Source organism: Nocardioides sp. NPDC059952, assembly GCF_042730435.1.
Lineage (GTDB): Bacteria > Actinomycetota > Actinomycetes > Propionibacteriales > Nocardioidaceae > Nocardioides.
In genome coordinates this window covers 1-19,476 of record NZ_JBHWLY010000088.1, presented here as the reverse complement: position 1 = coordinate 19,476, position 19,476 = coordinate 1, and the positions used below count along the sequence as shown (strand labels likewise).

Sequence of the window (19,476 nt, the reverse complement as noted above, 5' to 3'; positions counted from 1 at the left end):
GGGGGCCCGCGCCCCCCGCCGGGGGGGTTGGGGGGTCCCCACGTTTATTTGTGTGGGTTTTCGTGGGGCAGTTCGCTCCCGGACTACCCCACTTTTCGCGCCACGATCAGCTCGCCGACCCCGGGCATCGGTGTCGTCTCGACCGAGAACCCGGCATCGGCCAGGTCGGCGAACAGCGCCGGCATGGGATGGGTGCGGTAGTACATGACGAACTTCGGCCGCCACACCGCGTTGCGCACCCGCATCACCAGGTCGAAGCCGGTGAGCAGCCAGTACGCCGGGTGGGTCGGCCCCGGCGCCCGGCTGACCGGCAGCGCGAACACCCCGCCGGGCCGCAGCGCCCGGAAGATGCCGTCGAACAGCGGCGGCCGCTCCTCCGGCAGGAAGTGCCCCAACGCCCCGAAGCTCACCACCAGGTCGTACGCAGCCTCGAACGGCAGCGCGCGAGCATCCGCCCGCACCAGGTCGGCGTCCGGGTGAGCGGCCCTGGCCTGCTCGAGCATCCCTACGCTGAAGTCGACCCCGGTCGGCGCCTCCGCAGTCGCCTCCGCGAGCAGCTCCAGCCCCGCCCCTGTCCCGGTGCACACATCGAGGCCCCGCTCGAACGGCCCGTGCTCCCGCAGCGCCGTGATCGTGGCCGCCAGCATCCAGTCCGGCGTCCGGAACGGCGTCGCGTCGAACTTCGGCGCCAGCAGGTCATAGCCATGCTCCACCGACGACAACGCCTGCACGGCGAGCTCACGAAGCGATGGCCCCTCCACCCTTGAACCCTAGCCTCGACGTAGGAGGGCTGGGGCCCGTATTCGACCCCAGCCCTCCTACGTTCCGAGCTCACAATTCTCGCTGCAAGGCGCCGGGGCGCCTGGCCAGCCGCCCTTGGCCAGGATGCGGCCGATCCTCGTCGCCGTGCGACACGAGGTTCCGTAGACCTGCCGCCACCGGAGCCGCGCCGTGAGGCGGTCCACCAGGGCCAGGTCGTCGAGATCTCGGTCGGCATCCTTTCCCTGGTCATCCCACGAGTCATGGCCGACCCGCCCGTCGAGTTCCACCACCAACCCATAGGCCTCGTAGTCGATGTCGCGATATTGATTGCCTCCCTCGGTGCGTCTCAGCGCTTGACGTGTGCCGATCGGGAGTCCGTGAGCGCGCTCGACCCTGGTGAGATAGCCGTGCTCGAGGACCGAGTCGGTCCCCAAGGCGAGATCCTCGAGCAGATCAGCGATCCAGGCGCGCCGACGGAGCCTCGGAAACCGCTTCAGCGCCATGCGCACCTCGCCCACACTCACACCACGCCGTCCGATTCCACGGCCGATCACACCGATCACATCGATCTCGTCGGTGGCCTCGCCGGCCATCAGCAGCAGGTTGTCCTCGAGCCGCAGCCGAGGCATGGCGTCAGGGAACGAGTGCTTGTCGAGATCGACGATGCGGTGGAGAACGATCCCCGGCTGCGGGTCGACCCGACGCCTCTGATCGATCGCGACATGGATCGGATCAGCGTCTCGCTGCTTGCGCGGCTCGGCGAGGGTCGGCCCGCAGACCGCCGACCTACCGGCGTAGAGGATCGCCGCCCAGACGCGCTGTTCGAAGGTGAGCGGACCGGTGTGGGTGACGTAGACACGCGGATGGACACGGCGCAGCTCGTTGCGGCGTACGGCGCTCTTGATGTCCGACTTCGTCCAGCCGCACTCGGTGAGCTGCGCACGAGAGACCACCCCTGCCTGCATCTGCAGGAGGGTCGAATACCACTCGAGGTCGGCGACTGCGCTCACGTCGACGACGCTAGCCGCGCCCACCGACACCAACCCGATCTGACTGAACGTAGGAGGGCTGGAGCCACATCTGGGCTCCAGCCCTCCTACGTTGCATCAGCAGACTCAGGCCTTGGCTACCGCGATGCTCGCCTTCTCGCCGTCGCCCAGGTCGACCGGGTTGCCCTCGAGCGAGTCGACCACGTCGTACGTCGTGGCGAGGGTCTCGCGGGCGATGAGGTCGGCGTGGGTGGTGGCGGCCTCGCGGACCGTCGAGGAGCCGGTCACCGACAGGGTGATGCGGTCCTCGACGTTGAGGCCGGAGTCCTTGCGGGCCTGCTGGACCGCGCGGATCAGGTCGCGGGCCAGGCCCTCGGCGGCGAGCTCGGGGGTGACGACCGTGTCCAGGACGATGAAGCCGGCAGGCAACATGGTGACCGCGATGTCGTCGGAGGCGGCGCCGGCGACGGTCTCCAGGGTGTATTCACCCTCGACCAGTGCCAGGCCACCGGCAACGACCTCACCGGACTCGGAGACCGACCAGTCACCGGACTTCGAGCCCTTGATGGCCTTCTGGACGTCCTTGCCCAGGCGCGGACCGGCTGCCCGGGCGTTGACGGCGAGCTTCTGCTCGATGCCGTAGGTGCCGGCCTCGTCCGAGTCGGCGGCGAGCAGCCGGACGGACTTGACGTTGACCTCGTCGGCGACGATCTCCTCGAAGCCAGCGATGTCGGCGCCGACCACCGTCAGCCCGCCCAACGGCAGGCGGTTGCGGAGCTTGCGCGCCTTGCGCAGGGCGGAGGTCGAGGAGCAGACGGCGCGCACGGCGTCCATCCGGGCAACCAGGTCGTCATCAGCAGGCAGATCGGAGACGACCGGGTAGTCGGCCAGGTGCACCGAGCGGCCACCGGTCAGTCCGCGCCAGATCTCCTCGGCGGTCAGCGGCAGCAGCGGCGCGACCAGGCGGGTCACCGTCTCCAGCACCGTGTAGAGGGTGTCGAAGGCGGCCTTGTCCTCGTTCCAGAACCGCTCCCGCGACCGGCGGATGTACCAGTTCGTGAGCACGTCGATGAACCGCTGGGTCGCCTCGCACGCCTCGGCGACGTAGTAGTCGTCCATCGCGGAGGTCATCTCGGCGACGTAGTCGCGCAGCTTGGCCAGGACGTAGCGGTCCAGCGGGTCCGTGGACGCCGTCGAGCCGGTGGTCTCCAGGTCGGCCGCGTTGGCGTAGAGCTGGAAGAAGTACCAGCTGTTCCACAGCGGGATCATGACCTGGCGTACGGAGTCCCGGATGCCCTGCTCGGTGACGACCAGGTTGCCGCCGCGCAGGATCGGCGAGGACATCAGGAACCAGCGCATCGCGTCGGCGCCGTCGCGGTCGAAGACCTCGTTGACGTCCGGGTAGTTGCGCAACGACTTGGACATCTTCTGGCCGTCCGAGCCCAGCACGATCCCGTGGCTGATGCAGCTCGAGAACGCCGGGCGGTCGAAGAGCGCGGTCGCCAGGATGTGCAGGGTGTAGAACCAGCCGCGGGTCTGGCCGATGTACTCCACGATGAAGTCGCCCGGGAAGTGGTGCTCGAACCACTCCTCGTTCTCGAACGGGACATGGTTCTGGGCGAACGACATCGAGCCCGAGTCGAACCAGACGTCGAGTACGTCGGAGACCCGGCGCATCATCGACTTGCCGGTCGGGTCGTCCGGGTTGGGACGGACCAGGTCGTCGATGTAGGGACGGTGCAGGTCGGGGTTGCCCTCGGCGTCCTGCGGCAGGGTGCCGAAGTCACGCTCCAGCTCGGCGAACGAGCCGTAGACGTCGAGGCGGGGGTAGGCCGGGTCGTCCGACTTCCACACCGGCACCGGGGAGCCCCAGAAGCGGTTGCGGGTGATCGACCAGTCGCGGGCGTTCTCCAGCCACTTGCCGAACTGGCCGTCCTGGATGTGCTCGGGCACCCAGCGGATCTGCTGGTTGAGCTCGAGCATCCGGTCCTTGATCTTGGTGACCTCGACGAACCAGCTGCTCACACCCTTGTAGATGAGCGGCTGGCGGCAGCGCCAGCAGTGCGGGTAGGAGTGGTTGTAGGACTCGCGACGCAGCAGGATCGTGCCCGGCGACACCGATCCCCCGGCCTCGCCGCGGGTGACCGCCTTGAGGTGGTCCATGATCTGCAGGTTGGCGTCGAAGACGAGCATCCCGGCGTACTCGTTGACCGGCGCGGTGAACCTGCCGTCCTTGCCGACCGGCATCACCGCCTCGATGTTCTCCCGGTCGGTGACCTCCTTGTCGACCTCACCGAACGCGCCGGCGGTGTGCACGACACCGGTGCCGTCCGTGGTCGTGACCGCGTCGTCGGCCGCGACCACACGGAAGGCGTTCTCGCGTCCGGCGTAGTAGGAGAACGGCGGGGTGTAGCTGCGCCCGAGCAGCTCTGCGCCCTTGTAGCGGCCCAGGACCGTCGCCTCGTCCGCGTCCGGGAAGAGCTCCTTCTTGTACGCCGCGAGCCGAGCCTCCGCGAGGAGGTACTTGGCCACCTGGTCGGTGCCCGGGACCGGCCCCTCGACGACGACGTAGTCGATCTCGGAACCGACCATCACGGCCAGGTTGGACGGCAGCGTCCAGGGGGTGGTGGTCCAGATCAGGACGTGCGCGCCGTCGAGGACCTCGTCCTCACCGGTGGCGTCGAGCGCGTAGCCCACCGTGACCGCCGGGTCCTGACGGTCCTTGTAGACGTCGTCGTCCATCCGCAGCTCGTGGTTGGACAGCGGGGTCTCGTCCTGCCAGCAGTAGGGCAGGACGCGGAAGCCCTCGTAGACCAGGCCCTTGTCGTAGAGCGTCTTGAACGCCCAGATCACCGACTCCATGTAGTCGGGGTTCAGGGTCTTGTAGTCGTTGTCGAAGTCCACCCAGCGCGCCTGGCGGGTGACGTAGTCGCGCCACTCGCCGGTGTACTTCAGCACCGAGGCGCGGCTGGCCGCGTTGAACTTGTCGATGCCCATCTCGACGATCTCGTCGGTCGTCTTGAGACCGAGCTGGCGCATCGCCTCGAGCTCGGCGGGCAGGCCGTGGGTGTCCCACCCGAAGCGCCGCTCGACGCGCTTGCCGCGCATCGTCTGGTAGCGCGGGACGATGTCCTTCACGTAGCCGGTCAGCAGGTGGCCGTAGTGCGGCAGGCCGTTGGCGAACGGCGGGCCGTCGTAGAAGACGAACTCGTTCTCGCCGTTCTCACCGGCGTCACGGTTGTCGATGCTCGCCTGGAACGTCCCGTCCTTCTTCCAGTAATCGAGAATCTGCGTCTCGATCTCCGGGAATCGTGGGCTGGCCGGGACAGTGGCTGAGCTGACCTTGGGATAGGCCATCGGCGGCATCTCCTGCTGGGTGGTAGTGGGTTGTTGTCACCACAGGGACGATCTTGCGACCGCGGTACCACCCTGCTTACCCATGCCTGGGCCACTTCGTTTCGGCTGTGACGGGCCACTCCCGCCGGGTTCTACTTGCCTTCGATCTGCCTGGAGGCTTTCTTCCCGGGGCTCGCCGCTGATGACGGCTCGAACGCCTGTAAGGAAGAGAGTACGCCGCCCGACGCCCGCCGCGCGAACCCGATTACACGGCGCGCCACATCCGCACGTGCGGACCGATCTCGGGGTCGTCCCACGGCTCACCGATCTCCTGGAAGCCGGCCCGCTCGTAGAACGGCACCGCCGGCGTACGCGCGTTGCACCAGACCAGCCCACCACCTTCGGCCACGACATGGTCCAGCGCCGCTCGCAGCACCTCGGCTCCGACACCCTTGCCGCGCCATCCGTCCGCCGTCGCCATCCCCCGGATCCGCCACCCCTTCCTGGGGTGTTCGGCCAGGTCAGGGCATGCTTCCAGGAAGAGCCCGACGCACCCGATCAGCTCCCCGTCGGCGTCGTACGCTGCATACGTCGCTACTCCCGGGAGGTCATCCCCCGTCAGCCTCGCCGCCTCCGGCGGCCCGCCGTTGCGCAACACCTTCGCCCGCAATGGATACGTCTCCTCGACCGCCACCCGGCGCACCTCGACCACGCACCCACGGTATCCGCACACATCCGTCACGACTGTGTGCGTCGACGACTCAGAGGTGGCGCAGCATCCGAACGTTGGCCCCGAAGTCCGGGTCCGTCCAGGGCTCGCCGAGCTGCCGGAAGCCCGCGCGGACGAAGAGGCGGGCTCCGGACGGAGTCGCGTTGCACCAGACCAGCCCCGGGCCACGACCGGCGACATGGACGAGGACAGCGCCCAGAACGGCGGCGCCGACGCCGCACCCGCGCCACTCCTCCGCTGTCACCACCCGACGGACGCGCCACCCCGGTCCAGGCAGGCCGGGGCAGGGTTCGGGGAACAGTCCGGCGCACCCGATCACGGTGCCGTCGGCGTCCCGGGCGGCGAACGTGACCACCTCGGGATGGTCGTCGCCGGCCACTTTCGCCACCTCGGGCGACGCGCCGCTGTGAAGCACCGCGGCCCGCAGCGGGTAGGTGTCAGCGGCCGGGGCCTGGGTGACGGTGAAGGCGGTCGGTGATGCCACGCCGCGACCATAGCCGGGTCGGGCGGCGGCGGGCGAGGAAGTGGGCGAGCTCGTCGAGGTGGTCGGTGTTGATCCAGTCGACGCCGGCGTCGAGCTGGACCTGCCAGATGCGGCGGCGGTTGTGGCGGACGACGGCGGGGGCGCCCCACAGGCGGACGGGCCAGCCGGCGGCGTGGGCGCGAGCGACCAGGGCGTGCAGGCGGCGCCGGGCCAGGAAGGGGCCGATGCCGCGCCAGGTGAAGTGGTCGATCCAGCTGGCGCTGACCATGCCGACGAGACCTGCGGGCAGGTCGCTGTCGAGGTCGTCGAAGGTGGCGTCGTAGAACGCGCGCCGCAGGGGCGCCGCGGCCATCGCCAGGCGGTCGCGTTGGCCGGAGAGGATCACGGTGACCGGTCCGACCTGGACCGATCCGTCACGGCAGAGGCTGAACACCGGGTCGTACGCGGCGAGCTGCCGCTCGAGCACCTGCCAGGCCTCCACGCCGCCGGACTTCACGTCGACAAGCAGCTGGAAGGTGCCGTCCCAGGAAGGGTGCACCGAGCCGTCGTTGGCGGTCACAAGCGCGGCGAGCGGCTCCAGATAGAGGTCACGCAGCGTACGGGTCGGGTCGGGGTCGAAGTGACCGAGGAAGAGCTCGTCGTCGACGAGCCAGACGTCGGCCTCGACCGAGGTGAAGCGGTGGCCGAGGGCGTCCAGGAGCGGTCGTTCGTGCTCGTAGTCGTTGTGCGCGTGGGCGTACGCGAGCGGGCCGAGGACCTTGAGGACACCCGACCCGTCGGCGTGTGCGGGCGCGGCCCGGAAGACTCCGGCGAGCATCGAGAGCGGCGCCAGGAGGAGCGAGCTGAGGCGGGAGATCCACAAACGCATCCGCGTACCCTCCCGCACCCACCGAACGCGCCCGCACCGAGGGGGCACCTGGCAGGATGCGGGGCCATGAGCCTGATTCGCTACGAGTACGCCGACGGTTGCGCCCGCATCACGATGACCAACGCCGACCGGGGCAACGTGTTCTCCCCCGCGGCCGGCGAGGAGCTGCTGGCGGCGATCCTGCGGGCGAAGGCGGACTCGGCGCGGGTGATCGTGCTCGCGGCGGAGGGGAAGTACTTCTCGGTCGGAGGCGACCTGGCCGGGTTCGCGGCCGCCGACGATCTCGGCCCCTACATCCTCGAGCTCGCCGAGGGCGCGAACCGGATGATCACCGAGCTGGTCCGCTGCGACGCGATCGTGGTCAGCGCCGTCCAGGGCACCGCCGCCGGGGTCGGTTTCCCGCTGGCCGCGGCCGCCGACATCGTCATCGCTGCCGACCGGGCGAAGTTCAGTCTCGCCTATGCGAAGGTCGGCCTCTCGGTCGACGGGGGCGGCTCGCTCCTCGTGCACACCCTGGGTCTGCACCGGGTGCTCCGGCTGACCCTGCTGGGCGACATGCTCTCCGCGACCGAGGCGCTCGAGGCCGGGCTGGTCGCCCGCGTCGTACCTGCCGACGACCTCGCCACCACCGTCGACGAGGTCGTCGCGACCCTGCTCTCCGGTTCCCCCGAGGCACTCGCCCGCACCAAGCACCTGATCCGCGACGTCGCCGACCCCCACCCCGAGTCCGCGCTGCGCCGCGAGGCGCAGTCCATCTCCGCGCTCGGTGGCTCGGCCTCGGGCCGCGAGGGCATCAACGCGTTCCTGGAGAAGCGGCCGCCCAGCTTCACCGGCTGAAATCGCTGGCCGAAAGGCGCTCGTTCCGCGAGGGTGAGCCCATGAGCAGTGATCAGCGGCAGGTGGGTTTCGACGGCATCTGGCTCCCCGAGGGGGAGGATCCACGCCACCAGGAGGAGCAGGCCGTCGGCGAGCTGGCGACCTATCGGGACTATCTGCGCCACTACCGGCTCACCCTCGAGCTCAAGGGCCAGGACCTGACCCCGGAGCAGCTCGCCCGCCGAAGCGTGCCGCCGAGCACGATGAGCCTGCTCGGGCTGGTCAGGCACATGGCGAAGGTGGAGCACGGCTGGTTCCAGCGCGCCTTCCAGCAGCGGTTCGACGAGCCGCGGCCCTACTGGAGCGCCGATGTGCCCGACATCGACTTCGACGGCGCCGAGCCGACCCAGGCCTGCGTGGATGAGGCGTACGCAGCCTGGAAGGAGCAGATCGCGCGGGCCGACGCGTGGCTCGACACCCAGACCGACGAGTCGATGGGCGATGTCGTCGTCTACAACAGCGACGGCGAGACCTCCTCCGTGCGCGACATCCTGGTCCACATGGTCGAGGAGTACGCCCGCCACGCAGGTCACGCCGACCTGCTGCGCGAAGTCATCGACGGGCGTACCGGGCAGTAGCCCCACCGGCCGACGGACGACGCTTTCCTGAGACTAGGCTGAGAGACAGCGGTCACAACGACCGTACCGCGCTGAAGCTGAATCAGAGGGAGACCATGTCGACGTCGACCGCCAACCCCACCAGCTCGGGCCCACGGTCCGGGCCCAACATGAAGTCCATCGTGATCTGGACCGCCGTCGCTGTCGTCGGCGCGGTCTGCTGGGCCGTGCTTGCCCTGTCCCGGGGCGAGGAGATCTCGGCACTGTGGATCCTGTTCGCCGCGCTGGCCTCGTACGCGATCGCCTACCGGTTCTACTCGAAGTTCATCGCCAACAAGGTGTTGAAGGTCGATGACACCCGGGCCACCCCGGCCGAGCGGCTGGAGAACGGGCAGGACTTCGACGTCACCGACCGGCGCGTGCTCTTCGGGCACCACTTCGCCGCGATCGCCGGCGCGGGCCCGCTGGTCGGCCCGGTGCTCGCCGCGCAGATGGGCTACCTGCCGGGCACGATCTGGATCATCGTCGGCGTCATCTTCGCCGGTGCCGTCCAGGACATGGTCGTGATGTTCTTCTCGATGCGCCGCGACGGCAAGAGCCTCGGCCAGATGGTGCGTGAGGAGATCGGCACCGTCGCCGGCGTGGCCGCGCTGATCGCCGTCTTCGCGATCATGATCATCATCTTGGCAGTGCTCGCGCTGGTCGTCGTCAATGCGCTCGCGGAGTCGCCGTGGGGTGTCTTCTCGATCGGCCTCACTATCCCGATCGCGCTCTTCATGGGCTTCTACCTGCGCTACCTGCGCCCCGGCCGCGTCAGCGAGGTGACCGTCATCGGCGTCGCGCTGCTGCTGTTGGCCATCATCGGTGGCGGGTACGTCGAGGAGATGGGCCTGGCCAACGCCCTCACCCTCTCCCACGAGACCCTGGTGATCTGCCTGGTCGTCTACGGCTTCATCGCCTCGATCCTCCCGGTGTGGATGCTGCTCACCCCGCGGGACTACCTCTCCACCTTCATGAAGGTGGGCGTCATCGTGTTGCTGGCCGTCGGCCTGGTCCTCGCGGCCCCGACGCTGCAGAACGAGGCCGTCACCGACTTCGCCACCACCGGTGAGGGTCCGGTCTTCGCCGGCAAGCTGTTCCCGTTCGTCTTCATCACCATCGCCTGCGGCGCCCTCTCCGGCTTCCACGCGCTCATCGCCTCCGGCACCACGCCGAAGATGGTCGCCAAGGAGAGCCAGGTCCGGATGATCGGCTACGGCGGCATGCTGATGGAGTCGTTCGTGGCGATCTCGGCCCTCATCGCGGCCTCGGTCATCGACCAGGGCATCTACTTCTCGATGAACGCCGCCGCCGGCGCGACCGGCGGCACCCCGGAGACCGCGGCCGCGTTCGTCAACGGGCTCGGCTTCTCGATCACCCCGGCCGACCTCGAGGCGGCCGCGGCCAGCGTGGAGGAGTCGATCATCTCTCGCACCGGTGGCGCCCCGACCCTGGCGTTCGGGATGTCGCTGATCTTCACCGAGGCGTTCGGCGGCGGCCTGGCCGCCTTCTGGTACCACTTCGCGATCATGTTCGAGGCGCTCTTCATCCTGACCGCCGTCGACGCCGGCACCCGCGTGGGCCGGTTCATGCTGCAGGACACGATCGGCAACGTCTGGAAGCGCTACGCTGACACCTCCTGGCGGCCGGCGGCCTGGTCGGCGTCCGCGCTGGTCGTACTGGCCTGGGGCTACATGCTCTGGATCGGCGTCGGTGACCCGCTCGGCGGGATCAATCAGCTGTTCCCGCTCTTCGGCATCGCCAACCAGCTGCTCGCCGCGATCGCCCTGACCCTGGCCACGGTGCTGATGTTCAAGCACGGTCTGGCCAAGTACGCCTGGGTGCCTGGCATCCCGCTGATCTGGGACCTCATCGTCACCATGACGGCGAGCTGGCAGAAGGTGTTCAGCGACAACCCCGCGATCGGCTACTTCGCCCAGGCCTCGGCCGCGCGCGAGGCACGCGACGCCGGTGAGCTCTACGGGGTTGCGAAGACCCCCGCGGACGTCGACCAGATCATCTACAACTCGACCCAGAGCGGCATCCTGCAGGCAGCGTTCGCGCTGCTGGTGATCGTGATCGTCGCAGGTGCTGCGGTGACCGTGGTCAAGGCGATCCGCGCCGGAGGGCTGCCCACCACCGAGGTCCCGAAGGTCGAGTCGGAGATCGTCGCGCCCTCCGACTTCTTCGCCACCAGGGAGGAGAAGGAAGCCGTACGCGAGTGGGAGGCCTCCCAGAAGGCGTCGGTCTCGTGAGTGTCTTGACCGAGCGTGTCTCCGGCGCCTGGCGGCTGCTCCGCCAGGCGACCGGGGAGGCGAAGTGGGACGAGTATCTGGCCCGGTGCGAGCGCGAGGACGTCGCGCCGATGAGCCGGCGCGCGTTCGAGCGTCACCGGGCCGACGAGAAGGAGCACAACCCCCAGGCCCGCTGCTGCTAGCGGTCTAGCGGGGGTTGTCCTCGGCGAAGGCGGCGTCGAGCCAGGCGTACACCTGCGAGTCACCTCGGGTGACGAGCAGGACCACCTGCTTCTCGGCGTCGCCGACCGGCTTGCCATTGATCCAGCTCCGGACGATGTCGGAGGCGGCACGGCGGACGACCTCGACGCCCTTGGCCATCGCCCACTCCGGCGCCGGGTGGCCCTTGCTGGTCGCTACACCGGGGATCTCGAGGGTCCAGGTGCCGTCCTCGGCCTGGATCAGGCGGGGCGTCGGCGGCGCGCTCTTCTTGCTCACCCGCTCATGTTCGCACGTCGAGACTGTCGATAAGGGACCACTCAGGCTCGGCCACTAGACTGCGCCCCGTGACGAATGCAGCTTGGGCCTTCGGCCTCGTGACGTACGCCGCCGACAACTCTGTACTGGACGTGTGGTTCCCCGCGCCGCAGCTGGGCGAGAAGCCCGCCTCCGCGACCGCGCCGGCCGAGCTGACCGCGCTCGAGGGCACCGACGACGTGCGTCAGGTGACCACGAAGGTCGCGCTCGTCGAGATCAAGGACCTCGACACCGCGCCCGTGACCACCGAGGACGTCTGGCTGCGACTCCACCTCCTCTCCCACCGCCTCGTGCAGCCGCACGGGCAGAACCTCGACGGCATCTTCGGCCTGCTCACCAACGTGGTGTGGACCAGCGCCGGCCCGTGCGCGGTCGAGGGCTTCGAGCTCACCCGCGCCCGGCTGCGCGCCGCGGGCCAGCACGTCACCGTCTACGGCGTGGACAAGTTCCCGAGGATGGTCGACTACGTCGTGCCTTCGGGGATCCGCATCGGCGACGCCGACCGCGTCCGCCTCGGCGCCCACCTGGCTTCCGGCACCACCGTGATGCACGAGGGCTTCGTCAACTTCAACGCCGGCACCCTCGGCGCCTCGATGGTCGAGGGCCGGATCTCCGGCGGTGTCGTCGTCGGCGACGGCTCCGACGTCGGTGGCGGCGCCTCGATCATGGGCACCCTCTCCGGCGGCGGCAAGGCCGTCATCTCCATCGGCGAGCGCTGCCTGCTCGGTGCCAACTCGGGGGTCGGTATCTCCCTGGGTGACGACGCGGTCGTCGAGGCCGGGTGCTACGTCACCTTCGGGACCAAGGTCACGCTCCCCGACGGCACCGTGACGAAGGCCGGCGAGCTGTCCGGCGCCTCCAACATCCTCTTCCGTCGCAACTCGGTCAGCGGCGCCATCGAGGCCGTTCCGTGGAAGGGCGAGGGCATCGAGCTCAACGCCGCCCTCCACGCCAACTGACTCTCACCGAAGAGCAGAGTGCCGAGTTGAAGAAGCTTCTCACCGCCCTGGTGGTGCTCAGCGTCGTCGCCGGCGGCATCTATTGGGTCGTCCAGGCCGCGACGGACAAGCTGGACTCGATCCTGCCCGACCTGCAGCAGTGCACAGCGGTAGCGGGCGAGTACGAGGCGCGCTTCGACCCTGAGCAGATGGGCAACGCCGCCGTGATCACGGCACTCGGGCTCAAGCGCGGCCTGCCCGCGCGGGCGGCCACGATCGCGATCGCGACCGCGATCCAGGAGTCGAAGCTCTACAACATCAGCCACGGTGACCGGGACTCGCTCGGCCTCTTCCAGCAGCGCCCGTCGATGGGCTGGGGCACCGAGGAGCAGGTCCAGGACCCGGTCTACGCCACCAACAAGTTCTACGACGCGCTGGTGAAGATCGAAGGCTACGAGGACATGGTGGTCACCGAGGCGGCGCAGGAGGTGCAGCGCTCGGCCTATCCCGAGGCGTACGCCGACCACGAGGGCGAGGGCCGCGCGATCGCCTCCGCGATCAGCGGCTACTCCCCTGCCGCGCTGACCTGCCGGATCGACGAGCCTGAGGCCGGCTCCGGCAAGCCCCAGGCAACCAAGACCGAGGTCAACCAGCTGCTCGGCCAGATGGTCGGCCGCGCCCGGGTCGACGGCACCACCGTGGTCATCCCCGTCGACGCCGGCGAGACCGGCCAGCGCAACGGCTGGGCCGTCGCCCACTACGTACTCGCCCGGGCCAGCGAGTTCGGCGCCACCGCCATCGCCTACGACGGCCGCACCTGGTCCGCCGGCAGGGACGAGGAGTGGGCCGAGACTCCCGAGGTCTCCGGCGAGCAGATCCTCGTCACCCTGGCCTGATCCCTTCAGGCCCGACTTGCTCGATACGTGAAGATTGGTGCCGTGAGCGCTAAGCCGGGGACCCCAACGGGCCCGCCGACCAGTCCGCCCCCTGGCGCACCGCCGCCCGCGACCGGACGGCCGACGACGCCGAGGCTGCCCGAGCCTGCGCGCGAGGCTTTGCGGAAGTCGGCGCGCGAGGCCAGGAAGCAGCTCCGCCCGGTGCGCAAGCACCTCATCGTCCTCGGCATCGTGATCGTCGTCGCCCTGCTCTTCGCCGGCCTGCGGATGCTGGGCGTCGGGGTCAGCGGCATCCCGGTCTTCTCCCGCGAGGCGTGCACGGTCACCGCCGACGGGAAGACCTACGACCTCTCCACCGAGCAGGCCGAGCGCGCCTCGGCGATCGCCGCCCAGGCCGTACGCCGCGGGCTGCCCGCCCGCGCAGCCTCGGTCGTGCTCGCGGTCGAGCTCGCCGACCACGACCTCGGCCGGCCGGCCTCGGAGGCCACCGGCCTCTACGACCGGCTCAACGGCGTCGCCGACTACCGCCAGCAGTCCGTCCCCGGCGTCGCCCAGCAGATCGGCGACGGCCCGCGCGACAGCTACCGCGACTCCGAAGCCGAGGCCCGGGCGCTGGCATCGGCGCTGACCGGAAACACCCCCGAGGCCTTCTCGTGCGTCGTCAAGGGCGGTGCCGCGGAGGCCCCGGACACGCTCAGCGCCGCCGGGCTCACCTCGCGGGCCGAGACGGTGCGCGAGGACGTACGCAGCGCCTACGGGAGCATCCCGGACGGCGGCTTCCAGCCCGGCGGCGTGACTACCGGGCACATGGTCGGCTCGGCCCACTACGAGGGCCGCGCGGTCGACTACTTCTTCCGGCCGATCAACGCGCGCAACAACATCAAGGGCTGGTCGCTGGCCCAGTACCTGGTCGTCAACGCCGACCGCCTCGACATCGAGACGGTCATCTTCGACGACCGCATCTGGACCAAGCGCCGCTCCGCCGCCGGCTGGCGCGACTACAACGTCCCGCCCCGCGGCGGCGACCAGGCGATCCTCGAGCACCGCGACCACGTCCACGTCGACGTCGCCGACTAGGGCGCAGCTCTGGTCATTGTTCGCCCGGTGGATAGGAACCCGTCGTCACTGCTGGGCGAGCCAGTTCCCGTACGACCGGATGTTGACGCTGAGCGCTCGATTCTCCAGCCTGGAAAGCACGAACTGCGCGCGAAGGCTCGCATCCTCGTCCGCGCCCGACGCGATCTGGTCGAGGCCTGCCCGCAAGTTCTCACTGTCGATCATCCGAGCCACCGCGGAGTAGCGCCAGTCCTTGCAGCGGTACGGGCCGCTGACGGCACTCAGCAGCAGACCTTCCACCGTTTCGCGGTGTTCCTCTGTGACCCCCTGACCTGCCATCGTCCGAAGGATCATGTCCTTCGTGCTCGCCCGAGACCACCACTTGTCTGCGCGCCTCCACTCATCCGGAAACCACGCTTCCCAGCTCAGGATCAGCACGGCGTAGGGCTCTCCACGCTCCAGGGACGGATACCGACGGACGTACTGGGACTCGAGGTATGCGCTGATGGGCGCATAGATCGTCTCGTCGAAGGTGGCATCGTGCACCGCGCGTGCGGCCCTCATCTCCGCGGCCAATGCCTCGTCGCCCGGCGTCCAAGACTTCCCCGCACGCCACCAGACATCGTTGTGCGCGACGTTCGCCCGTCGATGGTCTTCGATCAGCCGATTGCTACGCGCCACGGCACGTCTACGGCGTAACTCGTCGTCGCTGACCAGGTCGAACATCCACTCATGGCTGGCCCATGAGGCCCGGTCGCGACCGTCGCGCACTCCAGTCTCAGGCGGTGAGGCGGGCGACGGCCGCGTCGACGCGCTCGTCGGTGGCGGTGAAGGCGATGCGTACGTGCTGGCTGCCGGCGCGGCCGTAGAAGCTGCCGGGAGCGGCGAGGATGCCGCGCTCGGCGAGCCACTCGACGGTGGCCCAGCAGTCCTCGTCGCGGGTGGACCACAGGTAGAGGGACGCCTCGGAGTGGTCGATGCGGAAGCCGGCCGACTCCAGCGCCGCCTTGAGCTTGGCGCGCCGCGCGGCGTAGCGGGCGTGCTGCTCCTTGGCGTGCTGGTCGTCGGCGAGCGCGGTCACCATGGCGACCTGCTGCGGGCCGGGCATCATCAGACCGAGGTTCTTGCGGACCTCGAGGAGCTCGCCGAGGACCGCGGCGTCACCGGCCACGAAGGCCTCGCGGTAGCCCGCGAGGTTGGAGCGCTTCGAGAGCGAGTGGACGGCAAGAAGACCGTCGAACGAACCACCGCAGACGTCAGGATGCAGGATCGAGACCGGCGAGGCCTCCCACGCGCACTCGATGTAGCACTCGTCCGAGATCAGCAGCGTGCCGCGCTCGCGCGCCCACTCGACCGTCTTGCGCAGGTGCTCAACCGGGAGCACCCGGCCGCTCGGGTTGGACGGCGAGTTGATCCAGAGGATCCGCGGCGCCTTCGGGCCGAGTGCGACCAGCGAGTCGGTGGCGACGGTGTCGGCACCGACGAGCGCCGCCGAGACCTCGTAGGTCGGGTAGGCGAGCTCTGGATAGGCGATCAGGTCACCCTGGCCGATGCCCAGGTGCAGCGGCAGCGAGCCGATCAGCTCCTTCGAGCCGATCACCGGCAGCACGTTCTCGAGCCCGAGGCCCGAGACCCCGTGGTTGCGCGCGAGCCAGTCGATCGCGGCCTGACGCACCGCCGGGGTCCCGATGGTGGTCGGGTAGCCCGGTGAGTCGGCCGCCTCGGCGAGCGCCTTCTGGATCACCGCGGGCGTCGGGTCGACCGGCGTGCCGATCGAGAGGTCGACCAGCCCGCCGTCGTGCGCGGACGCCTTCTCCTTGAACGGCGCGAGCTTGTCCCAGGGGAAGTCAGGCAGCCGCTGTGAAACGAGCATCAGTCCTGGTTCTGCGGGGGCAGCGCGGCGACGAACGGGTGGTCCTTGTCGATCTCACCCATGCGGGCGGCACCACCGGGCGAACCGAGGTCGTCGAAGAACTTGACGTTGGCGTCGTAATACTCCTTCCACTCCTCCGGGGTGTCGTCCTCGTAGAAGATCGCCTCGGGCGGGCACACCGGCTCGCAGGCGCCGCAGTCGACACACTCGTCGGGGTGGATGTAGAGCATCCGCTTGCCCTCGTAGATGCAGTCCACCGGACATTCGTCGACGCAAGCCTTGTCCTTCACGTCAACACAGGGCTGGGCGATGACGTACGTCATTCGGGGCTCCTCCAAGCGGGGTATCACGAAAGTCAGAGGGGCACTGCTGGCCCTTCAGGGGACAGCCTAGTATCCCCACGTGCCTGCTCATCTCCTGGGACCACATGTCGTCGGCCAGCGGATCGTCATCCGCCGTCTCCTCCCCGGCGAGACCGGCCCCACGGGCGGCCCGGCCTTCACCGACATCCTCGGAGTCTGTACGTCCTGGGCCGACGGCACCGCGGTCATCGAGCGTGAGTCCGGAGAGCGAGTCAGCGTGCCCGTCGCCGAGATCGTCTCCGGCAAACCGGTGCCGCCGCGGCCGAACGTACGCCTGCGGATCGGGGTACGCGAGGCCGAGCTGCTCAGCGCCGCGATCTTCCCCGGCACCACCTCGGAGCCGTTGGGCGAGTGGGTGCTCTTCGACCACGAGGTCTCGGTCCGCCGGCGGCCCAACTCCGCGCTGGCGATCGGCGACCCCGGCATCGGGCTGGACGCCGCGATCGACGAGATCGAGAGCTACTACCGCAGCCGCCACAAGCGACCGCGCGCCAAGATCGAGGTCGGCTCCACGGCCGAGGAGGCTCTGGTCGCGCGCGGCTGGGTCGAGGACGTGACTGTCGGGTTCCAGCTCGCCGGGCTCGCCGCCACCCGCCGCATCCTGCCGCCGCCCGTCGAGGATGCCCGCGTCGAGGTCCAGGCGAACGAGGCGCAGGTGCTGATCACTCTCGGCGACACCGCCCGGATCATGGGCACGATGGAACGCGACTGGCTGGCCATCCACGACCTCGAGGTCGCCGAGTCACACCGCCGCCAGGGCCTCGCCACCAAGGCCCTCGCCACCCTGCTCGAGTGGGGCGCCGAACGCGGCGCCCGCGCCGCCTGGCTGCACGTCGAGACCACCAACGCCCCCGGCCTCGCCCTCTACGAGAGCCTCGGCTTCACCGAGCACCACCGCTGCCGCTACTACGCCTCGCCCACGCCGTAGAGATTCAGCCCGCCAGCAGGTCCCACAGGTTGCCGAACGGGTCCCTGAAGACCTGAAGGGTGCCGTACGCCTCCTCGCGCACCGGCCCGACGAGCTCGATCCCGGCACCGACCAGCCTCTCGTACGCCGTCACGAAGTCGTCCACCCGCAGGAAGAACGTGACCCGGCCGCCGGTCTGGTCACCCACTCTCGCGGCCTGCGCCGGGCCGTCAGCCCGGGCGAGCAGGAACCCCGTGCCGCCGCCGGGCGGACGTACGACCACCCAGCGCTTCGGGCGGCCGTCGTTCGTGGTCGCGGGGACGTCCTCGGTGACCTCGAACCCGAGGACGTCGCGGAAGAACTCCACCGCCTCGTCGTAGTCGGGAACGACGAACGTCACCAGATCCAGATGCATCCTGTCCTCCTCAATGAGTCACGACCACGGGTTGACCAACCCGGTTGACCAACCTACCGTGGATGTATGGATGCAGCACATGTCGTGAAGGTGCAGGAGGCGAAGACACACCTGTCGAGCCTGCTGACCGAGGTCGAGGCGGGCGGCCAGGTCATCATCGCCCGAGGCGACCACGCCATCGCACGGCTGGTGCCGATCGAGCGGCCGACGAGGCGGATCCTCGGTGGCTTGCGCGTGAACGTCCCCGACGAGTTCTTCGACCCGCTCCCCGACGACGAGATCGCCGCCTGGGAGGGCTCGCTCGATGAAGGCCTTTGAGCGCGTCCTCCTCGACACCCATGCCTACATCTGGCTGGTGAGCGACCCCGCCCGGCTCAGCACCACTGCCTACGAGGCCGTCATCGACATCGACACCGAGGTGTTCGTCTCGGCGGCGAGCCTCTGGGAGATCTCGTCCAAGGCGCGACTCAGCAAGCTCCCTGGCGGGGGCACTCTGGCCGCCACCTTCGAGGACCGCACTCGCCTCCATGTCCTGGAGCGGCTGCCGATGGACTTCAACCACTCACGACTCGCCGGAGAGCTCGACTGGGACCACCGCGACCCGTTCGACCGAATGCTCGCGGCTCAGAGCATGCTCGAGAACCTTCCCCTGGTGACCAAGGACAGCAGGCTGCAGGCGTACGACTCCATCCACACCATCTGGTGACCCTCAGCAGGTCGTCAGATCCGGGGATGCGGGGCCTTCGTGGGTGAGCGCGTCGAGGGTGAGAGCGATGGCGGAGGCGCTCATCGGGATGAGCAGGTGCTCGGAGAGGTCGAGGGCGCAGGCGTCCTGGATGCGTACGTTGGTGGTGTTCGGGCCTTCGGCGAGGAAGCCCGAGGTGGAGGGGACGACGACCTCGTCGGTGGCACTGATGATCTGGGTGTAGGAGACGTCGCCCGGGGTCTCGTCTCCGGCGTTGAGCTCGGCGAGGAACGGTGACCCCGCGGCCTGCTGGGCGCACGAGACGCACAGTCCAGTGGTGCCCGTCGCGCCGCCGTCCATGAGGATCGAGGTGCCGTGGTTGGACGGGGCGAGGCCGATGAGGTCCTCGACGTAGGCGGCGCCACCGAGGTTCTTGATGTAGTAGCGCGGCATCATGCCGCCCTGGGAGTGACCGACGAGGGACACCTTGTCGGCGTCGGTGACCTCGCGTACGCGCTCGATGAACTCACCCAGGTGGGCCGCCGAGTCCCGGATGTCGCCGGTCGCGCGGTTGCCGTAGTCGAGCGAGTAGACGCAGAACCCGGCCCGCTTCATGGCCAGCGAGATCGGGTCCAGCAAAGACCGGCGGTCACCGAAGGTGCCGTGCACCAGGATGACCGGCGTCGGGCGCACTGCCGACGGCACGCACGCCCAGTCGTTGGCCCCGGCGGGGTCGCCGTAGGGCGACCCGGGCAGCGGGATCCCGGTCCGGCTCTGCCCCGCCGCGGCAGGGGCGGAGATCGGGGCGAGGACGATTGCGACAGCAGCGAGAAGACTCAGCAGGAACGGGCGCATGCCCGCTTCAACGAACGGTTGTGATCCGCGTCACGGTCGACCGCGCCCAGTGGGGGGGGGCTAAAGGCGCCCCCCCG

General features: G+C 69.3%; 22 protein-coding genes. 10 read left to right on the top strand and 12 right to left on the bottom strand.

Translation table 11 applies throughout. From position 1 onward, the window contains the following. Positions 1-83: 83 nt before the first annotated feature. From ACFV9G_RS26485 to ACFV9G_RS26460, 6 genes are all read right to left on the bottom strand, one after another. The gene (locus tag ACFV9G_RS26485) at positions 84-761 is read right to left on the bottom strand and encodes a class I SAM-dependent methyltransferase (protein WP_378731689.1); all 678 of its coding nucleotides are present in this window, start codon (positions 759-761) and stop codon (positions 84-86) included. Positions 762-818: 57 nt separating this feature from the next. Next, a complete protein-coding gene (locus ACFV9G_RS26480) occupies positions 819-1,772 on the bottom strand; it encodes a type IV toxin-antitoxin system AbiEi family antitoxin domain-containing protein (protein WP_378731687.1) in 954 nt (317 codons plus the stop codon). A gap of 105 nt (positions 1,773-1,877) precedes the next feature. Further along, positions 1,878-5,108, bottom strand: coding sequence for an isoleucine--tRNA ligase (gene ileS / locus ACFV9G_RS26475; RefSeq protein WP_378731685.1), 3,231 nt, complete (start codon positions 5,106-5,108; stop codon positions 1,878-1,880). A 244-nt stretch (positions 5,109-5,352) separates the two neighbouring features. Beyond that, complete coding sequence (locus tag ACFV9G_RS26470; RefSeq protein ID WP_378731683.1) at positions 5,353-5,799, bottom strand: GNAT family N-acetyltransferase; 447 nt, start codon at positions 5,797-5,799, stop codon at positions 5,353-5,355. Between the two features lie 49 nt (positions 5,800-5,848). Next, positions 5,849-6,301, bottom strand: a complete 453-nt coding sequence (locus tag ACFV9G_RS26465) for a GNAT family N-acetyltransferase (RefSeq protein WP_378731681.1) — start codon at positions 6,299-6,301, stop codon at positions 5,849-5,851. After that, positions 6,255-7,169 (bottom strand): hypothetical protein, encoded by a 915-nt coding sequence (locus tag ACFV9G_RS26460; RefSeq protein ID WP_378731679.1) that lies wholly within the window; start codon positions 7,167-7,169, stop codon positions 6,255-6,257. Before ACFV9G_RS26460 ends, ACFV9G_RS26465 begins: the two co-directional genes overlap by 47 nt. 66 nt (positions 7,170-7,235) lie before the next feature. Between ACFV9G_RS26460 and ACFV9G_RS26455 the strand changes: the two genes are divergently transcribed. The 4 genes from ACFV9G_RS26455 (at position 7,236) to ACFV9G_RS26440 (ending at position 11,078) form a co-directional block, all read left to right on the top strand. Further along, a complete protein-coding gene (locus ACFV9G_RS26455; protein ID WP_378731677.1) occupies positions 7,236-8,006 on the top strand; it encodes an enoyl-CoA hydratase/isomerase family protein in 771 nt (256 codons plus the stop codon). 41 nt (positions 8,007-8,047) lie between these two features. Then, positions 8,048-8,623: a DinB family protein gene (locus tag ACFV9G_RS26450; RefSeq protein ID WP_378731675.1), complete on the top strand. Its 576-nt coding sequence runs from the start codon at positions 8,048-8,050 to the stop codon at positions 8,621-8,623. 95 nt (positions 8,624-8,718) lie between these two features. Then, positions 8,719-10,896 carry a carbon starvation CstA family protein gene (locus ACFV9G_RS26445; protein ID WP_378731673.1) on the top strand — a complete coding sequence of 726 codons (2,178 nt, stop codon included), beginning with the start codon at positions 8,719-8,721 and terminating at the stop codon, positions 10,894-10,896. Further along, positions 10,893-11,078, top strand: a complete 186-nt coding sequence (locus tag ACFV9G_RS26440; RefSeq protein ID WP_378731671.1) for a YbdD/YjiX family protein — start codon at positions 10,893-10,895, stop codon at positions 11,076-11,078. Before ACFV9G_RS26445 ends, ACFV9G_RS26440 begins: the two co-directional genes overlap by 4 nt. Before the next feature lie 4 nt (positions 11,079-11,082). Here ACFV9G_RS26440 and ACFV9G_RS26435 read toward each other — a convergent pair whose 3' ends face one another. Next, positions 11,083-11,373, bottom strand: a complete 291-nt coding sequence (locus ACFV9G_RS26435; protein WP_378731669.1) for a hypothetical protein — start codon at positions 11,371-11,373, stop codon at positions 11,083-11,085. A 68-nt stretch (positions 11,374-11,441) separates the two neighbouring features. Here ACFV9G_RS26435 and dapD point away from each other — a divergent pair, with 68 nt between their 5' ends. From dapD to ACFV9G_RS26420, 3 genes are all read left to right on the top strand, one after another. Further along, positions 11,442-12,371: a 2,3,4,5-tetrahydropyridine-2,6-dicarboxylate N-succinyltransferase gene (gene dapD, locus ACFV9G_RS26430; protein WP_378731667.1), complete on the top strand. Its 930-nt coding sequence runs from the start codon at positions 11,442-11,444 to the stop codon at positions 12,369-12,371. 26 nt (positions 12,372-12,397) lie between these two features. Next, positions 12,398-13,246, top strand: a complete 849-nt coding sequence (locus tag ACFV9G_RS26425) for a hypothetical protein (RefSeq protein WP_378731666.1) — start codon at positions 12,398-12,400, stop codon at positions 13,244-13,246. 201 nt (positions 13,247-13,447) lie between these two features. Further along, positions 13,448-14,323 (top strand): hypothetical protein, encoded by an 876-nt coding sequence (locus tag ACFV9G_RS26420; protein ID WP_378731664.1) that lies wholly within the window; start codon positions 13,448-13,450, stop codon positions 14,321-14,323. Positions 14,324-14,368: 45 nt separating this feature from the next. On the opposite strand, the gene ACFV9G_RS26415 is transcribed toward ACFV9G_RS26420, so the two are convergent. The 3 genes from ACFV9G_RS26415 to fdxA are packed head-to-tail and all read right to left on the bottom strand — an operon-like array spanning position 14,369 to position 16,498. Beyond that, positions 14,369-15,028, bottom strand: a complete 660-nt coding sequence (locus ACFV9G_RS26415) for a hypothetical protein (RefSeq protein WP_378731662.1) — start codon at positions 15,026-15,028, stop codon at positions 14,369-14,371. A 52-nt stretch (positions 15,029-15,080) separates the two neighbouring features. Next, positions 15,081-16,175, bottom strand: a complete 1,095-nt coding sequence (dapC, locus tag ACFV9G_RS26410) for a succinyldiaminopimelate transaminase (protein WP_378731660.1) — start codon at positions 16,173-16,175, stop codon at positions 15,081-15,083. Further along, positions 16,175-16,498: a ferredoxin gene (gene fdxA / locus ACFV9G_RS26405; protein ID WP_008358813.1), complete on the bottom strand. Its 324-nt coding sequence runs from the start codon at positions 16,496-16,498 to the stop codon at positions 16,175-16,177. The genes dapC and fdxA overlap by 1 nt, the downstream gene beginning before the upstream one ends. Before the next feature lie 79 nt (positions 16,499-16,577). Between fdxA and ACFV9G_RS26400 the strand changes: the two genes are divergently transcribed. Continuing rightward, positions 16,578-17,465, top strand: coding sequence for a GNAT family N-acetyltransferase (locus ACFV9G_RS26400; protein ID WP_378731657.1), 888 nt, complete (start codon positions 16,578-16,580; stop codon positions 17,463-17,465). 4 nt (positions 17,466-17,469) lie between these two features. Here ACFV9G_RS26400 and ACFV9G_RS26395 read toward each other — a convergent pair whose 3' ends face one another. Then, positions 17,470-17,859 carry a VOC family protein gene (locus ACFV9G_RS26395; protein ID WP_378731655.1) on the bottom strand — a complete coding sequence of 130 codons (390 nt, stop codon included), beginning with the start codon at positions 17,857-17,859 and terminating at the stop codon, positions 17,470-17,472. A 66-nt stretch (positions 17,860-17,925) separates the two neighbouring features. On the opposite strand from ACFV9G_RS26395, the gene ACFV9G_RS26390 reads away from it, so the two are divergent. Both ACFV9G_RS26390 and ACFV9G_RS26385 read left to right on the top strand, forming a co-directional pair. Continuing rightward, positions 17,926-18,177, top strand: a complete 252-nt coding sequence (locus ACFV9G_RS26390; protein WP_378731653.1) for a type II toxin-antitoxin system Phd/YefM family antitoxin — start codon at positions 17,926-17,928, stop codon at positions 18,175-18,177. Further along, the gene (locus tag ACFV9G_RS26385; RefSeq protein WP_378731651.1) at positions 18,164-18,565 is read left to right on the top strand and encodes a type II toxin-antitoxin system VapC family toxin; all 402 of its coding nucleotides are present in this window, start codon (positions 18,164-18,166) and stop codon (positions 18,563-18,565) included. Before ACFV9G_RS26390 ends, ACFV9G_RS26385 begins: the two co-directional genes overlap by 14 nt. A gap of 3 nt (positions 18,566-18,568) precedes the next feature. Here ACFV9G_RS26385 and ACFV9G_RS26380 read toward each other — a convergent pair whose 3' ends face one another. After that, complete coding sequence (locus ACFV9G_RS26380) at positions 18,569-19,399, bottom strand: esterase/lipase family protein (protein ID WP_378731649.1); 831 nt, start codon at positions 19,397-19,399, stop codon at positions 18,569-18,571. Between the last annotated feature and the right edge of the window lie 77 nt (positions 19,400-19,476).